Below are 21,624 nucleotides of genomic sequence, written 5' to 3' on the forward strand. Positions count from 1 at the left end.
TAAAATCACTCCTATAAGGTACTTATATATAATATGTAGTATGATTTTAAATGTACCAAATAGCTGAAAAGTTTATGAATAAAATAAACGTAGAATTTAAGCATAGACTATATTTATCCGATTGCTACCATTGCTAACACCCCCATCTTCTTCAAAGTGGGGGATAAGCACTGCTACGCACCTGGGTAAGTTCTTCTAAGGTTCAGATGGAGAAAAGGTATTCCTTATAAGCAAACTTCACCTGAACCTAAGAATCACTTGATATTATCCTTATTTGCTGTTTTCCCAAGTATCTTTATATTCTTGTAAAATGTTATGGAGTACATTTCCTATTTTAGAATAGGCACTGTCATTTAAATTTGCAAGTGAAATTCTCACAGACCACTTAGAGGCATAGAAGCCAGATCCACCTAATAATACAATAGAAGATTTTTCGGCTAATTTAAAGAGTATATCTATTGGTTTATAGCTCATGTCTAAATAATCTCCAAAGGATTTTCCATAATGAGTATTTGCCCATTTTAATAGGTCAAATTCTGCATAGTAACTTGCGTCATAAGGATCTTCTGGTATATTTATTTCAAGACTTTTAAATAGCAACTTTTTTCGCCTTTTACATATGCTCTTTATCAGATTTTTGTATTCGTTTTTAGTATCTAGCAGTGAGAATATTGCAAAAAAGGCCATTTGAACCTGCTGGGGCGTTGACAAGCCTGCAGTATGGTGAAGTGCTACCTGACGGCTGTCTGCTGCGATCCTATCTATAAAATTAATTTCCGTTGGATCGGTTGAAATGGATTCATAACGTTTTTTTATAGTACTTTTTTTATCTTCTGGCAGCTCTTTTAAAAGCTTATCAAATACATTATTTTCATGAATGGCTATAGTTCCAAGCCTCCAACCTGTTACACCAAAATACTTTGAAAATGAATAAACTCCTATACAATTGTAGGGGAGAGCTGATACTATAGAATTAAAGTTGTCTGGAAAACTACCATATACGTCATCTGATATAATCATTAAATTTGGATTGGAATCTTTAATAGTTTCTATAAGATACTTAATGAATTCAGGTTCCATGGCTTCTGAAGGTGGATTGCTTGGATTTACTAAAAATAAAGCTTTGATAGTTTTGTCACCTAATCTTTTTAGTTCTGATTTTGGATATTGCCATGGACTACTTCCTTCTTCGGGATCTTCAGAGGCCATTATCTTAACTAAATTAAAATTATATCTTGGAATGATTGGAATTTCTAAATAGGGAGTAAAAATAGGAGTCATAATTGCTACTTTATCACCTTTTTTTAGAAGTTCATTAGCAATTAATGAATCAAATATATAACATATGGCAGCAGTAGCACCTTCTACAGCAAATAATTTAAACTTAGAATCAAACTCTTGTAAGTGATATATTTCCTTGATTAAATACTGAGTTACTATTTTTTCTACATGAGTTAATATTCTGCTTGGGTCTGGGTAGTTATCACCTATAATTCCATCTGTTAGTTCATAAATCCAATCTTCTGCATTGAATCCTTGAGAATTTATACCATAGTCTATAAATTTTTTTAACATATCTATGCCTGGACAAGTTTTGTGAGTTTTAATATAGTTATAAAAGCGTATATGTATATTTTGTTTTTCAGGCATTCCGCCTAAGTTTTTTTCATTCCATATTCGCCGTGATTCTTCTAATGCAAATTGTCCAAAAGCAAAAAAGGCTTCTCGGGGAGAAGTGGCTATCCAGTTAGGATTTCCTCTTCCTGCATCTAAAAGAGCATGTGCACTTTTTACCTTTTGACCGTTAGCAAGATTAATTAGTTTATTTTTTAATTCAAAAGGACTTATTTTACCATAAATGCGCTCTAGTTCTAGTAGTTGAATATTTTTATCTGCATACATTTTATGTACTTCCTCCAAAAATTTTATATATTATAAAATTTATATTCTGCAAATATAAACAAAAATATGCACATAAAAAGTACCAGCCTAGTGCAATTTTTTTAGTTTAATTATATACTAGTTCTTGAATGACCATAATATAATAAAAGCTGCTAAAATGAAAGGATGTGCTTAATATGCGAGAATATAGTGCTTTTGATATTCTAGGACCCATAATGATAGGACCCTCCAGCTCTCATACAGCTGGGGCAGCAAGGCTGGGTAAAATTGCAAGGACTATAGCAGGAGGCAAAATTTTAAAGGTACAATTTCTGCTTCATGGATCTTTTGCTAAAACTTATAAAGGACATGGTACAGACAAGGCTTTAGTTGCTGGAATACTGGGAATGGATCCCTGGGATGAAAATCTAAAAGAATCTATTATTTTGGCAAGGGAAGAGGGAATTAAAATTGAATTTAAAGAAATAGATTTAGGAGACGTTCATCCTAATACAGTCAAATTTATTATAGAAAAGGATAATGGGGAAACTTGTGAAATGGTAGGCTCATCTATAGGTGGAGGAAATGTAATAATAAGTGAAGTAGATGGAGACAAAATAGAATTTACAGGAAATTACCCTACTATATTGATAAATCATATGGATGTACCAGGCATGGTTGCAAAGGTATCTGATATACTTTATAAACATAAAATAAACATAGCTTTTATGAGAGTATATAGAAAAAGTACTAGAGGTTCTGGAGCAACTATGGTGTTTGAAGTGGACGATTTAATTTCCGAGGATGTTGTAAATGAAATAAATGAAATTTCAAATATAAAAAAGATAAGAGCTATAAATCCTATAACAGAGGAGGAATGATAGATGGCTAATACCGGATATGAACTTATAAAAATATGTAGAGAAAAAAGTATGAAAATATGGGAATATACAGTTGAGGAAGAAATTAAAAGGGGAGATTCCAGCAGGAAAGAAATTTTGGGGAAGATGAGAAAGAATCTTAAAGTAATGCAAAATTCTGCAGAATATGGATTGCAAAATAAAGTAAAATCTATAAGCGGACTTATAGGTGGGGATGCTTACATATTAAATAATTATTGTAGGGAAGGAAAAAGTTTAACTGGAGATTTTATGATAAAAGCCATGGCAAGGGCGCTTTCATGTTCGGAAGTTAATGCTGCTATGGGAAAGATAGTGGCTGCACCTACAGCAGGTTCCTGTGGAATAATACCTGCGGCAATAATAAGTGCAGGAGAAAAGCTAAACAAGAGCGAGGATGAATTGATTCAAGCGCTCTTCACAGCAACTGGAATTGGAATGATAATAGCTAAAAACGCCACTATGTCAGGAGCTGAAGGTGGCTGTCAGGCAGAGTGTGGTTCTGCAGCTGCTATGGCAGCAGGAGGAGTAGTTGAGATGATGGGCGGTACTCCAGAGCAAGCTTTAAATGCCAGTGCTATAGTGATAAAAAATGTATTAGGATTAGTTTGCGATCCTGTAGCAGGTCTTGTAGAAGTACCTTGTGCCAAGAGAAATGTTTCAGGAACTGTAAGCGCACTAACTACAGCAGATATGGTTATGGCAGGTGTATACAGTAGAATACCTTTTGATGATACTGTTTCGGCAATGTATAGGGTTGGTAAACAACTTCCCTGTGCACTTAGGGAGACAGCACTTGGAGGACTTGCAGTTACAGAAACTGGACTTAAGTTAAAAAAGCAGGTACTTGGAAATTAAAAAAGGGATATACAAATACTTGTATATCCCTTTTTTTCAAAGGTATAAAAAACCACCTTTTATTCAGAGGTGGTAAAACATTCTATTCATTTATGTTAAGATGTTTTATTCTAATATTGTAAGCTATAAATTATAGTTTTACAACGTTAGCAGCTTGAAGACCTTTTGGTCCTTCTTCAACATCAAATTGAACTTTTTGACCTTCTTCAAGATTTTTTCTTGGTTCATCACTTTGGATTGCAGTGAAGTGTACGAAAACATCATTTTCGCCAGGTACTTCGATAAATCCAAATCCTTTTTCTGAGTTAAACCATTTTACTGTTCCTATTTTCATTTATTATCCTCCTAAAGATAAAACACTTATAATTGATATAGCTTGATTTTGTATATCGGTGTTTATTATTACATTAGTATAACACAAAAATGTAAAATTAACAACAAATCTTAAAATTTCACATTAAATATTGATGTTACCTAATAAACATATTATACATTAATTTGACTCTATAATCAAAGTAATTTTTAAAATAATTTTGCTGCCATTAAAAACTTTTTTATTAGTATTAGTATTTAACATTTAATACTTTTTTATACATTGTTAATTTACGGTAATGCATTAAAAATATTTTTACTTGATCCTTTTAGACATTAGGCATTAAAAGGATCTCTTATGTAAGTTTATTTGAATTGAAAGAGTCATTTATATTGTCCATTATCATAGTTGTTGTATTTGAGATATTGCTTATTATATGTTTATAAGTATGGCTTAATTGAGTCAAAGAAGTTACCATTTGATTATTTCTTTTTTTCTTATAGTATTCTATTTTACGTAGTACTTCTTTATTTTCTTCTCTAAATATCCAGGTTAGGGTTGTACCCGTTTCGTATTGCTTTTGGAATTTAATTAGAGATGAATAAGACATCTTCGTAGTGTTTTTCGTAGTGTTTTTAGTAAGTGATTTGATAAGTGAATTTGAAAAATTATCTAAGGTGTCTTTAAATGCATTGTCAAGCAAACTCATGTACTTTTTAGTATCACTTCCATAAGCACCAGATAAAATTTCTTTTTTTATCTTTTTATATTCTGAAGTATATTTTGATAGTGAAGAAAGTTCAGCGTTGTCTTTACTAGAGCTTTCAATGCGGTTAAAAAAGTTACAGAGTATAGTCCCATCTTTGGATATATTTGAATCATCTTTATCTTTAAAATTTGTAGTATTATTGTGACTAGATGAAGTCTTATTCTCACTGACATTGCACTTGGCTTTACAGGAAATTGATTTGTTAATTGTAATTGAATCCACAATAACCCCTTCTTACATTTTTATCTATATATTACAAGTATCGAAATATAATTTAATTACTGAATAATTACTTTCAAATATTAAACTTATTGTGTATAATTCATTTTAGGTAGCTTTGTAGATAAGCGTTGGTGAAAAGTCTATTCTAAAAAAGGAGTAATGAAAATGTTATTTATTGAGCACCAAAATACGAACCCATATATGAATCATGCAATTGAAGAATATGTAATGCAAACATTCAATGAGGATTGTTTTATCCTTTGGAGAAACAGACCCTGTGTTTTAATAGGCAAAAATCAAAATACCCTTTCAGAAATAAACATAGACTATATAAAAAAACATAATTTATCAGTAGTAAGAAGAATGTCAGGGGGAGGAACTATATTCAATGACCTGGGAACTTTAAATTTTACCTTTATATCTGTAGGTGAAAACAATGCTTTTGCAGATTTTAGTAATTTTACGTATCCTATAATAAGAGCATTGAAAAAACTATCTGTAAACGCAGAGCTTTCTGGTAGAAATGATTTGGTTATAGATGGTAAAAAGATTTCAGGAAATGCCCAATATAAACATGGAAATAAAATTTTGCATCACGGAAGTATTTTGTTTTCTGTTAATATGAAAAATTTGAATGATGCTCTTTACGTAAACCCTATAAAATTTTCAGATAAAGCTGTTAAATCTGTAAGAAGCAGGGTTACAAATATATATGATTATATTAAAAGTGATATGACTATAATTGAATTCAAAGAATTTTTGATGAAATCAGTTATAAGTGAAGATGAAAATCCTAAAATATATACATTTTCAAAAGAGGAATGGAAAAAAATAAAAGAAATATGTTATCATAAATATGAGACTTGGGAATGGAATTATGGACATCTTAAAAAGTTTAATTATTCTAACGAGAAAAAATTTCCAGGAGGAATTGTACAGGTTAATATATATGTAAAAAAAGGTGTTATAGGTAATATAAAATTTTTTGGAGATTTTTTCAGCAGCTGCGAGATTGGTGAATTGGAAAATAAGTTTCTAGGAATTAAGTATGAAAAAGAAGAAATTCTGAAAGCACTTGAAAACGTAGACATGGAAAGATATATGCATAGTATAAACAAAAAAGATATTATGGAGGTTATGTTTAAATAGTAGTATACTAATTTTGTGGAGATGTGTTAAAAAATTAGCATATTTTAAAGAAGAAACGAGGGATTGTATTTTATGTATAAGAGAAAACCTGAGTGGTTAAAAATAAAAATAAGAGGCGGACAAGTTTCTCAGGATGTAAAGGATATACTTAAAAAATATTCTTTAAATACTGTATGTGGTGAGGCAAATTGTCCTAATAGAATGGAATGTTTTAATAAAAGCAGGGCAACTTTTATGATACTTGGGAAAAATTGTACTAGAAATTGTACTTTTTGTAATGTAACTAAAGGCAAACCTGAAAAAGTTGATGAAAAAGAACCATTTAATGTGGCACAAGCAGTGGATAAACTAAAATTGAAATATGCAGTAATAACGTCTGTTACAAGAGATGATTTAGAAGATGGAGGAGCTTCTCATTTTGCTAGTGTTGTAGAGGAAATAAGAAAGCTTAACAAAAATATAACAGTAGAAGTTTTAATACCAGATTTTAAAGGAAGTGAAACTGCACTTAAAAAAGTAGTGAATTCAAAACCTAATGTAATAAATCACAATGTAGAGACCACACCTGCTTTATATAAAGAAGTAAGACCAATGGCAGTTTATAAGCGTTCATTGGAACTTTTAAAAAGAGTTAAGATTATGGATAGCTCAATTTTAACAAAATCAGGATTTATGTTGGGGCTTGGAGAAAAAGAAAAAGATATTATAGAAGTATTAAAGGATTTAAGAAAGGTGGATTGTGACATTGTTACAATAGGTCAGTACTTACCACCTTCTGCAAAGCATCATCCTGTTGTAGAGTATGTTCATCCTGATCTATTTAAAAAGTATAAAGAAATAGCTTTAGAATTGGGTTTTAAATTTGTATCATCTTCCCCACTAGTGAGAAGTTCCTATCATGCAGATGAAATGCTTGAGGGCTAATCTGCTTTCAAGCATTCTAGTTATATCATTTTGATATAAAATTAAAGTATAATCTCATTTTGATATAGATTTTGTATCATTTTGATACCAATGAACTTAGAAAAATTTTTTAGCATAAAATTTTTGAATTAAATATCAGAGCTTGTCCTACTGCTGACGCCTATTAAAAATGTTCTGCAAAAATTATTAAAAATATATAGAAGATTGGCATATATATTGCTATGTATATTAAAGGAATACAAATTTATATATTTTTTTTAAAATTCTAGGAGGTCTTTATTATGCATATTCCAGATAATTATTTAAGTCCATCAACCTGTGCTGTTATGGCAGTGGTAATGCTGCCAGTTTGGGCAAAGGCCGTAAAAAAGGTAAAAAGTGAAATAAGTCCAAAAAAAATGCCTATGCTAGGTGTTTGCGGAGCATTTTCTTTTCTTATAATGATGTTTAATGTACCTATACCGGGAGGAACAACAGCTCATGCAGTAGGGGCAACTTTGATAGCAATTTTACTTGGACCTTATGCAGCCACTATTGCAGTTACTATAGCACTACTTATACAGGCACTTTTCTTTGGGGATGGAGGAATACTTGCTTTTGGAGCTAATACCTTTAATATGGCTTTTATAATGCCTTTTGTAGGATATACTCTATACAGCATTATAAAAGGTAAACTGAAGAGCCCTAAAGGGGAATATATTGCAGCTTTTATAGGATCGTATGTAGGAATTGTGGCGGCATCTTTTATGGCATCTGTTGAATTTGGCCTACAGCCTTTATTATTTACAGATGCAGCTGGAAAAGCACTTTATTGTCCTTATCCTTTAAAAATAACTGTACCGGCAATGGTAGGAACTCATCTTTTAGTAGGAATACTTGAGGGAGCAATAACTGCAGCAGTATATGCTTATGTTAAGAAAATGTCACCGGATGTGATATATGAAAATAAAGGTGGAAGCAAAAAACCACTTTATGGACTTTTGGCAGCTCTTGTAGTTTTATGCCCTTTGGGACTTTTAGCTTCCGGAGATGCATTTGGTGAATGGGATTCAGATGGTATTAAATCTCTTGTAGGATATATACCTAAAGGATTTCAAAATGGAATGCACTATAATGCTATTGCATCGGATTATTCTATAAAAGGAATGAATGACGTTGTAGGTTACATTATTTCAGCAGTGGCAGGAATAGCACTTATAATGATTGTATTTAAAGTAATATCTTCTTTAAGAAAAAACGCCGTAGATGTAGATAATAAAAATACTACTGCTAATAAATAAAATAAGTAAAAACCCCTTTTATACAAAAGTTAAAGGGGGTTTTTACTTATTTTTCAGAAACTATATTTTTTAAAGCATTTACTAATGCATCTATATCTTGCTTTTTATTAAAATATCCAATACCTATTCTAATAGCACCAATTTCATAAGTCCCCATTATCCTGTGGGCTGTTGGAGCACAATGAAATCCAACTCTTATCATTATGTCATATTCCTTATCCAGCTTAAAAGCAATATCTTCACCAGACGTATTCTCTATATTAAATGAAATAACACCTACTATTTTTTTCGCATCTTTTGGGCCATATATATGAATTCCTGGAACTTCCTCTAATCTCTTAAGGGCATACTCAATTATTTCATTTTCTTTATCTCTTATCTTGTGTATCCCTAGATCATATATGTATTTAATTCCTTCTCCTAAACCAACTATTCCAGCTACATTTAAGGTGCCTGCTTCTAATTTATTAGGATAATAATCAGGTTGATATGGATTTTTGGAATCCTCACCAGTTCCTCCAGATTTTAATGGCCTTATACAATTAGTATTGCAATTTATTAAAAGTCCTCCTGTGCCAGTAGGTCCCAAAAGACTTTTATGACCTGTGAAAGCAAGAATATCTATGTTGTCTTTTTGTACATCTATAGGGTAAGCTCCAGCTGTCTGGGCACTATCTACTAAAAATAGAATTTTATGTTTCCTGGCTATAGCTCCTATTTCCCTTATAGGTTGAATAGTTCCAAGCACGTTAGAAGCATGAGTGAATACAATTAGCTTAGTATTTTTCTTTATTAATTTTTCTATATCACAGGCTTTTGATATTCCTTCATTTGTACAGGGAAGCGTAGATATTTCTATACCTATGTCCCGTTCAAGAGTTTTTAAGGGCCTCCATACAGAATTATGCTCCAAGCTACTTGTGATAACATGATCTCCTTGACTTAAGATCCCATTTATTACTAGATTAAGTGAATCTGTTATATTATAAGTAAAGATTATGTTAGATGGGTCTTTACCGTTAAATAACTTACATATATTATCTCTGCAGTTAAATATAAGTCTATCAGCTTCAATAGCTGATTTGTAAGCTCCTCTTCCTGCAGTGGCTCCTATGTTCTTCATAAAATTTGAAATTGCATCTACAACTGCAGGTGGTTTTGGATAAGATGTAGCAGCATTGTCTAAATAAATTCCCAATACGATTATCTCCTTTCTTTAGGTTTCCTAGATTTATAAAATATAATTAATTCAACATTATCAATTTTTAATTAAAATGTTAATGTATATAAATCTGGATCTTTTTATAAACCTTATAATTATATTATAACTTTATTATAAGAAGTTAAAGGGGTATTTGGGTGTAAATCTCCAATTACTTATTGAAGGTATAAAAATGTACAGTTTAAAAAATTAAACATATATGATATAATTTACATGTAAAATTAAATAATCTAGGGGGGTCTATGTTATAGGCTGAGATAGAACTGTTAGTTCTGACCCTCATACCTGATCTGGATAATTCCAGCGTAGGGAAGAGCTTTATATAGTTTTAAAATGCAACTTTATAAGGTTGCATTTTTTTATTTATATAAAGATGAATATGAGGGAGATTTAGAATCACCTCCTTTTTTATTTAACATAGTTTTTGAAAAATATGTTAAGGGAGATGTTTAAAATGAATTACACGACACAAATGGATGTTGCTAAAAAAGGCATAATTACAAAGGAAATGGGAAGGGTAGCTGCTAAAGAAAATATGAAACCACTACAACTAATGGAATTAGTTGCACAGGGTGCAGTTGTAATACCAGCTAATAAAAATCATAAATCATTAGATCCAGAAGGTGTGGGACAATACCTTAAAACTAAGATAAATGTAAACTTGGGAATTTCAAAGGACTGCAATTGCATAGAGGACGAACTAGAAAAGGTTAAGACAGCTTTAGAAATGAAAGCAGAAGCTATAATGGATTTAAGTTGCTTTGGAAAAACTGAAGAATTTAGAACTAAACTAGTAGAAATGTCACCTGCTATGATAGGAACAGTGCCTATGTATGATGCAGTGGGATTTTATGACAAAGAATTAAAAGACATAACTGAAGAAGAACTTTTAGGTGTAATCGAAAAACATGCGCAAAATGGTGTGGATTTTATGACTATTCATGCAGGTATAAATAGAGAGACTGCAGCAATTTTTAAGAGAAATGAAAGACTTATGAATATTGTATCCAGAGGTGGAGCTTTAATATATGCATGGATGGAATTAAATGGAAAAGAAAATCCTTTTTACGAGCATTTTGATAAGGTTTTAGATATATGTGAAAAATATGATGTAACTATAAGTTTAGGAGATGCTTGCAGACCAGGTGCTATAAAGGATTCTACAGATGCTTCACAAATTAAGGAGCTTATGACTTTAGGAGAGCTTGCAAAAAGAGCTTGGAAGAGAAATGTACAAGTTATGATAGAAGGACCAGGGCATATGAGTTTAGATGAAATAAAAGCAAATATGCAGATAGAAAAGAAATTGTGTCATAATGCACCATTTTATGTGTTAGGACCTTTAGTTACAGACATAGCACCAGGTTATGATCACATTACATCAGCTATAGGAGGAGCAATAGCTGCATCTTCAGGAGCAGATTTTCTATGTTATGTAACTCCAGCAGAACATTTAAGACTTCCAAACTTAGAAGATATGAAAGAAGGAATCATAGCTACTAAAATTGCAGCTCATGCAGGAGATATTGCAAAGGGAATAAAAGGTGCAAGAGACTGGGATAATGCTATGAGTAAAGCTAGAAGAGAGCTTAATTGGAAAAAAATATTTGATTTATCTATAGATCCAGAAAAGGCAAGAAGATATAGAGAAGAATCAAAACCAGAAGATGAACATACATGTACTATGTGTGGAAAAATGTGTGCTGTTAGAAATATGAATAAGGTTATGGAAGGAAAAAATTTAAATGTTTTAAGAGATGATGATTGATGTATGAGCTTAAAGGAATTCAAGAAGATAAGCCGAAAGAGGCTTGTGGAATTTTTGGCGTATTTTCCAATGAAGATATTTACTTAGGTAATATCATGTATTATGGCCTTTCGGCTCTTCAACATAGAGGACAGGAAAGTGCAGGAATAGCAATTTCAGATGGAGAACAGATTAACTGCTATAAAGGTATGGGATTAGTTTCTCAGGTATTTGATGTGGAGAAATTACAAGAGCTTAAAGGGAAAATTGCTATTGCACATAATGGAAATATAACTAATGCAGAGGGGCTTAAAGAAAAATTAAAAGCCAAAGGTGCTGTTTTTAAAACTACTTCAGATTCAGAAGTAATTTTAAAGCTTTTGGAAATGGAACCTCATGTAGAAATAAAAGACAAGTTTATTAATGGACTTAAATATTTAAAAGGTTCCTATTCTCTAATTCTTTCTACTAAAGATACATTAATAGCAGTAAGAGATTCTTTAGGCATAAGACCATTATGCATAGGAAAATTAAATGGCAATTATGTTATAAGTTCAGAAAGTTGTGCATTATCTTCTCTGAAAATAGAATTTATAAGAGATGTTAATCCTGGAGAAATGATTATTATAAGTAATAAATCAATGGAAAGTGTTAATGTTTTTAAGAAAAAAATTATGGATTTTGTTCATTTGAATATATATATTTTGCTAGAGGAGACAGTATTATAGATGGAATAAGTGTGTATGAATCTAGAATTAGTGCGGGAAAAAAGTTATATAAAAATCATGCTGTTGAAGGGGATATAGTTATTGGTGTACCGGATTCTGGTATACCTGCAGCTATAGGTTATTCAAAGGCTTCTGGAATTCCTTATGGGCTAGGTTTTATAAAAAATAAATATGCAGTAAGAAGTTTTATATTTCCGCATAAAAATCTAAGAGAAAGTATGGTAGACATAAAGTTAAGTCCTTTGTTTAATGAAATAAAAGGGAGAAGGGTAATAGTTATAGATGATTCTATAGTTAGAGGAACTAGTTGTAGAAAAGTTGTTAAATCTTTATTAAAAAATGGAGCAAAAGAAGTTCATTTTAGAATTGCATCACCTTCTATAAAATACTGCTGTCATCTAGGTATTGATATAGGAATAAAAAAGGAACTTATAGCAGCTTGTAAAAGTATAGAGGAAATAAGAAAAGAAATAGGTGCTACTACTTTAGAATATTTAAGTTTAGAGGAATTTTGCTAAATTTTTAATGAAGAACAAAATTTATGTAAAGGATGCTTTAATGAGAAATATCCAAAAATATAATAACAAAATTGAAATCATACTTAAAAACTCTATATCTATAGATTTTTTGCTTTGAAATCGTTATAGGTTTGTAAATTAATATAACTGTAATTTTCAAGTTATATTTCGTATGTTATTATATAGGTATAACTATTTTAGTAAAAATTATAGAAAAGGGAGAGATACACTTGAAAGAAATTCATTATAACAGTACTAGGGGATTAAATGGAAATTATACTGCATCTCAAGCTATACTAAAAGGAATATCAGAAGATGGTGGATTGTTTGTTCCAGACAGCATACCTTTTGTGAATGAAGAAGAATTACAAAAATTTAAAAATATGACTTATAAGGAATTAGCTTTATGCATAATTGGAAAGTTTTTCACTGATTTTACTGAAGATGAGTTGAAGAAGTGCATAGACCTAGCTTATGACAATAAATTTGAATCAGATGAAATAGTACCTGTAAAGAAAGTTGGGGATGTATTTTATTTAGAGTTGTTTCATGGACCAACTTTAGCTTTTAAAGACATGGCATTGTGTCTTCTACCACATCTAATGCAGGCTGCTGCAAAAAAGCAAAATTTGCATAAAAAGATAGTTATACTTACGGCAACTTCTGGAGATACTGGGAAGGCAGCACTAGAGGGTTTTGCAGATGTAGAGGATACAAGAATAGTAGTGTTTTTCCCTGAAAAAGGGGTAAGTGATATACAAAAAAGACAGATGGTTACCCAGGCAGGCAAAAATACTAAAGTTATAGGAATAAAGGGAAACTTTGATGATGCCCAGACTGAAGTTAAGAAAATTTTTAATGATGAAGAATTAAAAAAAGAATTGGATGAAAAGTCTTATATGTTTTCTTCTGCTAATTCCATAAATATAGGAAGGCTTATACCTCAAGTAGTATATTATTTTCATGGATATATGGAACTTTTAAGGAAGGGGCAAATAAAATTAGGAGAAAAGATAAATTTTGTAGTTCCTACAGGTAATTTTGGAAATATACTTGCAGCCTATTATGCAAAAAAAATGGGTTTGCCTATAAATAGACTTTTATGTGCTTCAAATGATAATAAAGTATTATATGACTTTTTAAAAAGTGGAATCTATGATGCTGAGAGAGAGTTTATAGTAACTATATCTCCTTCTATGGATATACTCATATCCAGTAATCTTGAAAGATTCATATATGATATAAGCGGAAATGATTTTTTAGTTGTACAGGGGTTAATGAAAGATTTAAATAAAAATAGAAAGTATAGTGTAAGTGAAAATATGAAAGAAAAATTAAAACTGCTTTATGGTGGATTTGCAAGTGAAGGAGAAACACTTAATTCTATAAGTGATGTTTTCAAAAGTTACCATTACTTAATGGACACACATACTTCAGTGGCTTATTCCGTGTATAGAAAGTATTTGCAGGATACAGGAGATGACACAAAAACCATTATTGTTTCTACTGCAAGTCCTTTTAAATTTACAAAATCCGTAATGAGTGCTTTAGACGATAAATATAAGAATCAAAAAGATTTTGACCTTATAGAAGTAATGAGCAAAACTGCTTCTCTCGAAGTTCCTAAACCTATAGAGAAACTAATGAAAAGTGAAGTTATTCACAGTACTGTATGTGAAAAACAACAGATGAAAGATGAGATTAGAAAATTTTTATTATAATTAAATGTAAATTCTCCCTTCTTTACAAAAAAATTTTTACATATAATAACAAAAAATATACATCAATATAAGTATAATAGTGAGTCGAATATTGAAAATTAAGAGTATAAATATTCGATATATAATGTATGAAAATGCTAGGATGTATTTATAAACAGTAGTATAATATAAAATTAGAAGGTAGTTGAAAATTAGTGTTAAATTATTTTTTGTAGAGAAACTAATAAAATAGTATGAGCAGTTTATATAAATTTATAATACTATAGTATGAGGAGTTGTTGTATATATTCATGAGGAAAAATTTTCTTGTGAATATATACTTTTATAGACACAATTATAGAAAGTATTTTTAGCTTAGATATGTATTTTTAATAGGGGAGAGTTTTATGTTGACGTCATTATCAGATGAATATAATCAACTTAAAAGTGAGTATGAAGGTTATCAAAAGATGGCTGAAGGAATTATACAAAAACAAAGCATGAAGATTATAGAGTTAGATAAAAAGCTTGATATGTTGTCTCTGATAGTTGAGATAAGTCAGTATATAAACAAAAGAATAGGTAGAGGAGAAATAGTTTCTATAATAAATGATATAATGATAGGAATTCTAGGGGTAACTTATTCAAGCGTATATCTTTTAGAAAATAGAAAACTTCAATTAAAATCTACAAATTTGCCTAATACAAAGCATCATTTTAGTATTAGCGATTACAATAAAGGAAATATAAGTAGTCTAAATGCTAGTATAGTAAATTGTGTTGATAATATATATATATATGATAATATTCAAATTCACTCTTCCATACTCATGCCTATATATTTAAAAGATAATCTTTTAGGTGTTATTGTAGTTGAGCACCATATATATAACTATTTAAATGATGAACATGTAAAGTTATTAACTGCACTTACCAATCAAATAGCCATATGTATAGAGAATAATAAACTTTATAATAAAATAAAGCAAAATTCTCAAAAGGATTTTTTAACGGGACTATTTAACAGAAATTATTTTTTCTCGGTTATAAAAGAAAAAGTAAAAAACTGCGGTAAAGGTTTTGCTATTGTAATGATTGACATTGACGATTTTAAAAGTTTTAATGATAGATTTGGGCATCAATATGGAGATAGGGTTCTGAGAAAAGTAAGTGACATAATAAAAGATAGTATAAGGGACGAAGATATGGTAGCTAGATATGGAGGAGAAGAGATTATAATATATATGTATAATGTTACAGATTCCATGTCTGTATATGAGAGAATGATAAATATAGGAGATATTATAAAAAAGAAAGCTGTAGAGTACAATGAAGCCTCGTCTTATGTAACGGTTTCAATGGGTATAGCAATATGTACAAATAAGAATAAAGACGTTGAAGGTGCAATAAGAAGGGCTGATATGAACTTGTACAGAGCAAAAAATTCTGGAAAGAATAAAGTGGTTTATTAAATAGACAGAGCTCTTGACATCAGATGGAGTTTTGACTCCATCTGATGCTTATTAAACAGGCTTTAGTACTTAGAAAGGCGTTATCCTTTAGAGGGAAATCTTCAATGAATTTTAGTAAGGTGGTAGATATGGATACAAATTGGACAGAATCTCAAAGAGAAGCTATTTTTACCCCCAAATGTAATTTGCTAGTATCAGCAGGTGCAGGAACTGGTAAGACAGCAGTGCTAGTGGAGAGAATAATACAGGAAATAACAAGTATTGATGAAGATGTGGATATAGATAAGTTATTAGTTGTTACCTTTACAAATGCAGCAGCTTCTGAAATGAAAGAGAGAATAGCAGAGGCAATTTCTAAACTGTTAGAATCAAATTATGGATCAAAAAATCTTCAAAAACAGCTTACACTCTTAAATCAGGCTAATATAATTACTATACATGCTTTTTGCCTTAAGGTTATAAAAAGTAATTTTCATTTAATAGATTTAGATCCTAATTTTAGAATATGCGACAGTACAGAAGCAGTTCTTTTAAAACAGGATGTACTTGAGGAACTTTTAGATGAGAAATATGATATGGAAAATACAGAATTTTTAAAACTTGTAGACGGTTTTAAAAGTAAAAATGATATTAAACTTAAAGATATGGTACTTTCCCTCTATGAATTTTCAAAAAGTAATCCATGGCCTGAAAAATGGTTAAGAGAAGCGGTAGAAAATTTTAATGTTGAGGAAAACTTTGATTTTGGAAATACCTCATGGGCACAAATGATTATGCACAGCCTAAAGGTAGAAGTTAAGGGATGCAAGGATAGAATAGAAAGAGAACTTACCATAATCCAAAGCGTAGAAGGACTTGAGCACTATGAAGATACTTTTAAAAAAGATTATGAAAATATAAAGGAATTATCGCTTTTAAATTCTTGGGAAGAACTAAAAGAAAAGTTTTTACAATTAAGTTTTGAAAAGCTTTCCACTAAAAAAGTAAAAGATGACGTTAAAGAAGTGAAGGAAAGGGCTAAGAATGTAAGGGATGAAGTTAAAAAGAAGTTAAATAGTATAAAAGAAGATATATTTTCAGGTTCCGATGATATATATAAAAATATGCAGGAAGTATACCCTATGATGGAGTGCCTGGCTTCTCTTGTAATAGAGTTTGATAAAAATTACAGCTTGAAGAAAAGGGAAAGAGGGATACTGGACTTTAGTGATATAGAACATTTTTGCCTTGAAATATTAACAGATAAAGATGAAGAGGGAAATATAGTTCCTTCAGAGGCAGCTTTAGAATATAGAGGATATTTTGAGGAAATATTTATAGATGAATATCAGGATAGCAATGAAGTTCAAGAAGTTATAATGAATATGATAAGCAGAAAATCAAAAGACTCAAATTTGTTTATGGTAGGAGATGTAAAGCAAAGTATATACAGATTTAGACAATCTAAACCTGAACTTTTTTTGCAGAAATATAATAGTTATTCTGAAAAAAAGACGGCTGAAAACAGAAAGATAAAATTATCTGAAAACTTTAGAAGCAGAAAAGAAATAATAGAAGGTACTAACTATTTATTTAAACAAATAATGTGTAGAGAAGTAGGAGAATTAGATTATACGGATGAGGAATGCTTAAAAAGTTCAGCAGATTATGAAAACTCATCTGTAAACTATAGTGGAGATATAGAGCTTAATATAATAGATAAAAAAGAAGAAAGTGAAGAAATTCAAGAAAATGAAGAAGTTTTAGATAATGTTCAGGTAGAAGCACGGCTTGTAGCAGAAAAAATAAGTGAGCTCATAAATGGTAAAGAAGAAGTAGAGCCACTAAAAGTATATGACAAAAATACGAAGTCCTATAGGAATGTAATGTATAAAGACATAGTAATATTAATGCGTGCCACGCAAAATTGGGCTCCTACTTTTGTAGAAGAACTTAATAGTTTAGAAATACCTGTATTTGCAGATATATCTGCCGGATATTTTGAGAATATAGAAGTAAAGACGATAATATCAGTACTTGAAATAATAGATAACCCACTTCAGGATATTCCACTTGTAGCTGTGCTTAGGTCTCCTATAGAATCATTCTCTCCAGAGGAACTTATAGATTTAAGAATGGTAGATAGAAAAATGCATTTTTATGACATATTAAAGACAATTTCGGAAAATGACTGTGAATCAGATATATCATTAAAGCATGTGGGAAATAGATTGAAATATAAAGTAAGTGAATTCTTGAAAAGACTTAATAATTGGAGAAAAAAAGTAAAGTATATGCCAATAGATGAATTTATATGGCATCTTTATACTGAAACGGGCTATTACGGTTTTATAGGGGCTATGCCTGGGGGAATTCAGAGGCAGGCAAACCTAAGGATGTTATTTGAAAGAGCAAAACAGTACGAGAAGAGCAGTTACAAAGGACTTTTTAATTTTATAAATTTTATGAACAAACTTAAAAATAGCAGTGGCGATTTAGGAAGTGCAAAAATACTAGGAGAAGATGAAAATGTAGTCAGGATAATGAGTGTTCACAAAAGCAAAGGACTTGAATTTCCTGTAGTAGTACTTTCAGGTACAGGAAAAAAGTTTAATTTGATGGATATGAATAAAGGGGTACTTTTTCATGAAAAGTTAGGCCTTGGACCGGATTATGTAAATGTAAAAAGGCATATATGTTATCCTACTGTTATGAAACAGGTACTTAGAAAAAAGCTAAAAGTAGAAACTCTTTCAGAGGAAATGAGAATATTATATGTTGCCTTTACCAGAGCAAAAGAAAAACTTATAATAACTGGAATGGTAAATAATATTGAAAAAACAACTCAAAGATGGTGTGAATGTGCTTCTTATAAAGGAGATAAACTTCCTGAGTACTCGCTTATAAGTGCTAGAAACTTTTTGGATTGGATAGGGGCTGCACTGGCTAAACACCCATGTGGAAAGCCTATAAGAGAAATTTCTAAAGGTGAAGATAATTTAAATCTAGTTATAGGGGATAATTCTACATGGAAGGTAAATATTTATAAGAAAGATGATTTTAGAAGTGTATCTCAAGAAAAAGAAGATGTAGATATACTGGGTAAAATTGAAGAACTTAATTTAGCTGAATATGATGGACAATATATGGATAAAGTTGATAGAAGACTTAACTGGAAATATAAATATGAGGAAGCTTGTAAGATACCTGCTAAATTTTCTGTATCAGAGTTAAAGAGAAGATTTGATTTGACTGATATGGAAGATGGCGTGAATTTGATGGAATCGGTACAATTAAAAAAACCACTTTTTTTAAGAGAAAAAAAAGGTATGACAGCTGCTGAAAGGGGAACTCTTTTGCATTTAATCTTGCAGCATATTGACATAAAAAAAGTTAATTCTTACGATGAAATAAAAGAACAGGTAGATAGATTGGTTCAGAGAGAATTTATAAGGGAAGAGGAAGTTAAGTCAATACCCCTAGGTAAAATATTGAAGTTCTTTTATTCTGAAATTGGAAGCAGAATGAAAGAGGCAGAGAATATATATAGGGAAACTCCATTTTATATGGAAATAGAAAGTAATGAATTATATAAAGAGCTTCCAGATAAAATATATAAGGATGAAAAAATAATTATTCAAGGAATAATAGATTGCTATTTTGAAGAAAATGGAGAATTAGTGCTTATAGACTATAAAACAGATTATGTAGATGATATAGATAATATAAAAGATAAATACAAACCCCAAATTTATTATTACGCAAGGGCACTTGAAAAATTAACTGGTAAGCAAGTAAAAAATAAATATCTCTACTTATTTTTCAACAATAGCTTAATTGAAATGTAAATATACGCTTACCTTTTAGAGGTACAGATTATAGTCAAAATAGATGAAATAATCTGCTCTTTACTCATGCTTTAAGATATGAAACAGTAGGCATTCTACATAAAGTTTTAACTTTATTATATAGAAATTCTGACTAAAAAATAAACTTATGCGTAGAAATATTTTACAATAACCAAGTACATTTAAATATTTTGTATATAAGTCTTAGTAGAAAATTTATGAAAAAGCTTAGGACTTTTGAATTGTCTGAGGTACGAGTTTTCAAAAGTCCTTAGGTTTTTGTGAATTTTTTGCTTAGACTTATCAAAATATTTAACAGTACTTGTGGTTGTAAAAATATTCGGAGCATAAGTTTATTTTTCGTCTAGGAGCTCTATGTGATTATAATTTAAACTTTTGAACCATTTCATTTAAGTTTTGAGCCATCTCTGCTTGACTTTGTGCTGTAAGAGAAATCTGATTTATACCTATTGAGGATTCACGAGTACCTTTTTCTATAGAATCAGTGCTATTAGATGTTTTTAATATATTTTCTGTCATGCTTTGAATGGCAGTGCTTACTTGATCCGTGGTTGCGCTTAATTGTTCTGACATTGCAGCTACCCTTTCAGATATAGAACTTATAAATTCAGAGTCCTTATAATATTCATTACTCATTTCTTCAAAATTTTTAAATTCTGGAGCTATATTACTTTGTACAAAGTCCAATATATCATTGCTGTTATTTGAAAGATTTTTAAAAGCATATTGAACTTTAGAAATTGTATCTTTAATATTTGCCACTGCTTTTGAGGATTGTTCAGCCAACTTTTTAACTTCTTCTGAAACTACGACAAATCCTTTTCCCTGTTCTCCAGCTCTTGCTGCTTCAATAGCTGCATTAAGTGCTAGAAGATTAGTTTGCTCTGCAATTGCAGCGATGGTATCTGCCATGTTATTAATGTTTTCTACTACTTTTCCATCTTCAATGGCTTTAATTATATTTCCTTGTTTTTCATGATATATATTATTTATTTCTATTAAGGAGTCATTTATATGTTTTTTGAATTTAGCAGCTTTATCTTTTGAATTAATAGAAGCTTTACTGCTGTCATCAGCATTTTTTGCTAATTCATTTACACTAGAACCTACTTCCTGAACTGAGGCACTTATTTCTTCACAAGAAGCACTATTTTCTTCAAGTTCATTTAGTATATTTTTTGTATCATTTTCTATACTTTCAAATTTTGCTGTTATTTCTTGTACTGATGCTGAAAGCTCTTCACTTGAGGCACCCATTTCTTCAGAATTGTTTGTGATTTTTAATATAAGATCTTTTACATTTCTTTGAGCTTTATCAAGTTCATTAATAGCTTGTCCAAACTCATCTTTTCTTTTTAAATTGTACACATGTGATAAATCATAATTACAAAGATTTTTGCCTAGAGTTACTATTTTGGATAATGGATCATTTATGTATTTAGCTGTAAATAGACCTATCAATATGGACAATATAAAGCCTATTAAAGATAATGTGATACTTAATATATTTACATAGTTAGATACATTATTGTTATTAACGCTTGTAATCCTTGAGGTTTCGACAGTACTCTTTATAAGGCTGTCAACGCCTTTAAAAGTATTTGTTTCAAGAGTAGACATTTTTTCAACTCCTGATTCAGCATGAGTATAATCTGAGTTAACTGCAAAATTAGTTGCAATTTCAGTAACACTCATATATTGTTTAACTTGATTTTGAACAGAGGACCATTCTTTCTTTTCTGAAGATGTTAAAGACAATTTATTATATTCCTGTATATGTTGATTTATAGTATTTTTAGCTTTTTTCATATCGCTAATTGCAGAGCTTTTTTGATTAGCATTTGTTTCATAAACTAATTTTGTAAGATCTGCACTCATCTTTGTTAAATTTTGTTTTGTATCAGTAAGAAGGTAAATACTTTTAAAATTTTTATCATACATATCTTGACCTTTTGTATTGATTAATTTAATGCTGGATGTTCCTACCATGCCAACTATGAAAATAAACATGGAAATGATTATAAAAGATATAATTAGTCTGGATTTTACATTTAATTTTTGTAAAGTGTTCATTTCTTATCTTCCCTTCTAAGT

The 21,624-nt window shown here is 30.4% G+C and carries 14 protein-coding genes, 1 pseudogene and 1 riboswitch; of the genes and pseudogenes, 10 read left to right on the forward strand and 5 right to left on the reverse strand.

Features of this window, described 5'->3' with window-relative positions; genetic code table 11:
• Nucleotides 1-270 precede the first annotated feature (270 nt).
• Nucleotides 271-1,902: an aspartate 4-decarboxylase gene (gene aspD / locus CLRAG_RS07380; RefSeq protein WP_065077825.1), complete on the reverse strand. Its 1,632-nt coding sequence runs from the start codon at nt 1,900-1,902 to the stop codon at nt 271-273.
• Between the two features lie 176 nt (nt 1,903-2,078).
• Here aspD and sdaAB point away from each other — a divergent pair, with 176 nt between their 5' ends.
• On the forward strand, nt 2,079-2,762 hold the full coding sequence (sdaAB, locus tag CLRAG_RS07385; protein WP_065077826.1) for an L-serine ammonia-lyase, iron-sulfur-dependent subunit beta: 684 nt from the start codon (nt 2,079-2,081) through the stop codon (nt 2,760-2,762).
• A 3-nt stretch (nt 2,763-2,765) separates the two neighbouring features.
• On the forward strand, nt 2,766-3,638 hold the full coding sequence (sdaAA, locus tag CLRAG_RS07390; RefSeq protein ID WP_065077827.1) for an L-serine ammonia-lyase, iron-sulfur-dependent, subunit alpha: 873 nt from the start codon (nt 2,766-2,768) through the stop codon (nt 3,636-3,638).
• A gap of 130 nt (nt 3,639-3,768) precedes the next feature.
• On the opposite strand, the gene CLRAG_RS07395 is transcribed toward sdaAA, so the two are convergent.
• Together CLRAG_RS07395 and CLRAG_RS07400 are read right to left on the reverse strand one after the other, a co-directional pair.
• Nucleotides 3,769-3,972 carry a cold-shock protein gene (locus tag CLRAG_RS07395; RefSeq protein ID WP_013239953.1) on the reverse strand — a complete coding sequence of 68 codons (204 nt, stop codon included), beginning with the start codon at nt 3,970-3,972 and terminating at the stop codon, nt 3,769-3,771.
• A 334-nt stretch (nt 3,973-4,306) separates the two neighbouring features.
• Nucleotides 4,307-4,942 (reverse strand): hypothetical protein, encoded by a 636-nt coding sequence (locus tag CLRAG_RS07400; protein ID WP_065077828.1) that lies wholly within the window; start codon nt 4,940-4,942, stop codon nt 4,307-4,309.
• 165 nt (nt 4,943-5,107) lie between these two features.
• Here CLRAG_RS07400 and CLRAG_RS07405 point away from each other — a divergent pair, with 165 nt between their 5' ends.
• From CLRAG_RS07405 to cbiM, 3 genes are all read left to right on the forward strand, one after another.
• Nucleotides 5,108-6,091 carry a lipoate--protein ligase gene (locus tag CLRAG_RS07405; RefSeq protein WP_065077829.1) on the forward strand — a complete coding sequence of 328 codons (984 nt, stop codon included), beginning with the start codon at nt 5,108-5,110 and terminating at the stop codon, nt 6,089-6,091.
• Between the two features lie 72 nt (nt 6,092-6,163).
• A complete protein-coding gene (gene lipA / locus CLRAG_RS07410) occupies nt 6,164-7,015 on the forward strand; it encodes a lipoyl synthase (RefSeq protein WP_065077830.1) in 852 nt (283 codons plus the stop codon).
• 281 nt (nt 7,016-7,296) lie between these two features.
• Nucleotides 7,297-8,295 (forward strand): cobalt transporter CbiM, encoded by a 999-nt coding sequence (gene cbiM, locus CLRAG_RS07415; RefSeq protein ID WP_065077831.1) that lies wholly within the window; start codon nt 7,297-7,299, stop codon nt 8,293-8,295.
• Between the two features lie 46 nt (nt 8,296-8,341).
• Here the strand turns inward: cbiM and CLRAG_RS07420 are convergent, their stop codons facing one another.
• Nucleotides 8,342-9,493, reverse strand: coding sequence for an aminotransferase class V-fold PLP-dependent enzyme (locus CLRAG_RS07420; RefSeq protein WP_065077832.1), 1,152 nt, complete (start codon nt 9,491-9,493; stop codon nt 8,342-8,344).
• A gap of 246 nt (nt 9,494-9,739) precedes the next feature.
• Nucleotides 9,740-9,846: riboswitch (TPP riboswitch) on the forward strand.
• Between the two features lie 125 nt (nt 9,847-9,971).
• Here CLRAG_RS07420 and thiC point away from each other — a divergent pair.
• From thiC to addA, 5 genes and pseudogenes are all read left to right on the forward strand, one after another.
• Entirely contained in the window at nt 9,972-11,285 is a 1,314-nt protein-coding gene (thiC, locus tag CLRAG_RS07425) for a phosphomethylpyrimidine synthase ThiC (protein ID WP_065077833.1), read from the forward strand.
• Nucleotides 11,285-12,507: pseudogene (locus tag CLRAG_RS21380) on the forward strand (amidophosphoribosyltransferase); the annotation flags it as partial. The gene thiC and the pseudogene CLRAG_RS21380, both read left to right, overlap by 1 nt.
• 233 nt (nt 12,508-12,740) lie before the next feature.
• On the forward strand, nt 12,741-14,231 hold the full coding sequence (gene thrC / locus CLRAG_RS07440) for a threonine synthase (protein ID WP_065077836.1): 1,491 nt from the start codon (nt 12,741-12,743) through the stop codon (nt 14,229-14,231).
• Between the two features lie 386 nt (nt 14,232-14,617).
• Entirely contained in the window at nt 14,618-15,682 is a 1,065-nt protein-coding gene (locus CLRAG_RS07445; protein WP_065077837.1) for a sensor domain-containing diguanylate cyclase, read from the forward strand.
• Nucleotides 15,683-15,786: 104 nt separating this feature from the next.
• Nucleotides 15,787-19,509 (forward strand): helicase-exonuclease AddAB subunit AddA, encoded by a 3,723-nt coding sequence (gene addA, locus CLRAG_RS07450; protein WP_242872105.1) that lies wholly within the window; start codon nt 15,787-15,789, stop codon nt 19,507-19,509.
• Between the two features lie 381 nt (nt 19,510-19,890).
• Here addA and CLRAG_RS07455 read toward each other — a convergent pair whose 3' ends face one another.
• On the reverse strand, nt 19,891-21,603 hold the full coding sequence (locus tag CLRAG_RS07455; RefSeq protein ID WP_065077838.1) for a methyl-accepting chemotaxis protein: 1,713 nt from the start codon (nt 21,601-21,603) through the stop codon (nt 19,891-19,893).
• Between the last annotated feature and the right edge of the window lie 21 nt (nt 21,604-21,624).

It is taken from the genome of Clostridium ragsdalei P11 (genome assembly GCF_001675165.1).
In the GTDB taxonomy this organism is placed as follows: Bacteria; Bacillota; Clostridia; order Clostridiales; family Clostridiaceae; genus Clostridium_B; species Clostridium_B ragsdalei.

What these genes read in the sequence shown, in the direction of transcription:
- addA (WP_242872105.1), top strand. Translation starts at nt 15,787, where the DNA reads ATGAATTTTAGTAAGGTGGTAGATATGGATACAAATTGGACAGAATCT.
- sdaAB (WP_065077826.1), top strand. Translation starts at nt 2,079, where the DNA reads ATGCGAGAATATAGTGCTTTTGATATTCTAGGACCCATAATGATAGGA.
- cbiM (WP_065077831.1), top strand. Translation starts at nt 7,297, where the DNA reads ATGCATATTCCAGATAATTATTTAAGTCCATCAACCTGTGCTGTTATG.
- CLRAG_RS07395 (WP_013239953.1), bottom strand. Translation starts at nt 3,972, where the DNA reads ATGAAAATAGGAACAGTAAAATGGTTTAACTCAGAAAAAGGATTTGGA.
- CLRAG_RS07405 (WP_065077829.1), top strand. Translation starts at nt 5,108, where the DNA reads ATGTTATTTATTGAGCACCAAAATACGAACCCATATATGAATCATGCA.
- CLRAG_RS07445 (WP_065077837.1), top strand. Translation starts at nt 14,618, where the DNA reads ATGTTGACGTCATTATCAGATGAATATAATCAACTTAAAAGTGAGTAT.
- aspD (WP_065077825.1), bottom strand. Translation starts at nt 1,902, where the DNA reads ATGTATGCAGATAAAAATATTCAACTACTAGAACTAGAGCGCATTTAT.
- CLRAG_RS07455 (WP_065077838.1), bottom strand. Translation starts at nt 21,603, where the DNA reads ATGAACACTTTACAAAAATTAAATGTAAAATCCAGACTAATTATATCT.
- sdaAA (WP_065077827.1), top strand. Translation starts at nt 2,766, where the DNA reads ATGGCTAATACCGGATATGAACTTATAAAAATATGTAGAGAAAAAAGT.
- thiC (WP_065077833.1), top strand. Translation starts at nt 9,972, where the DNA reads ATGAATTACACGACACAAATGGATGTTGCTAAAAAAGGCATAATTACA.
- lipA (WP_065077830.1), top strand. Translation starts at nt 6,164, where the DNA reads ATGTATAAGAGAAAACCTGAGTGGTTAAAAATAAAAATAAGAGGCGGA.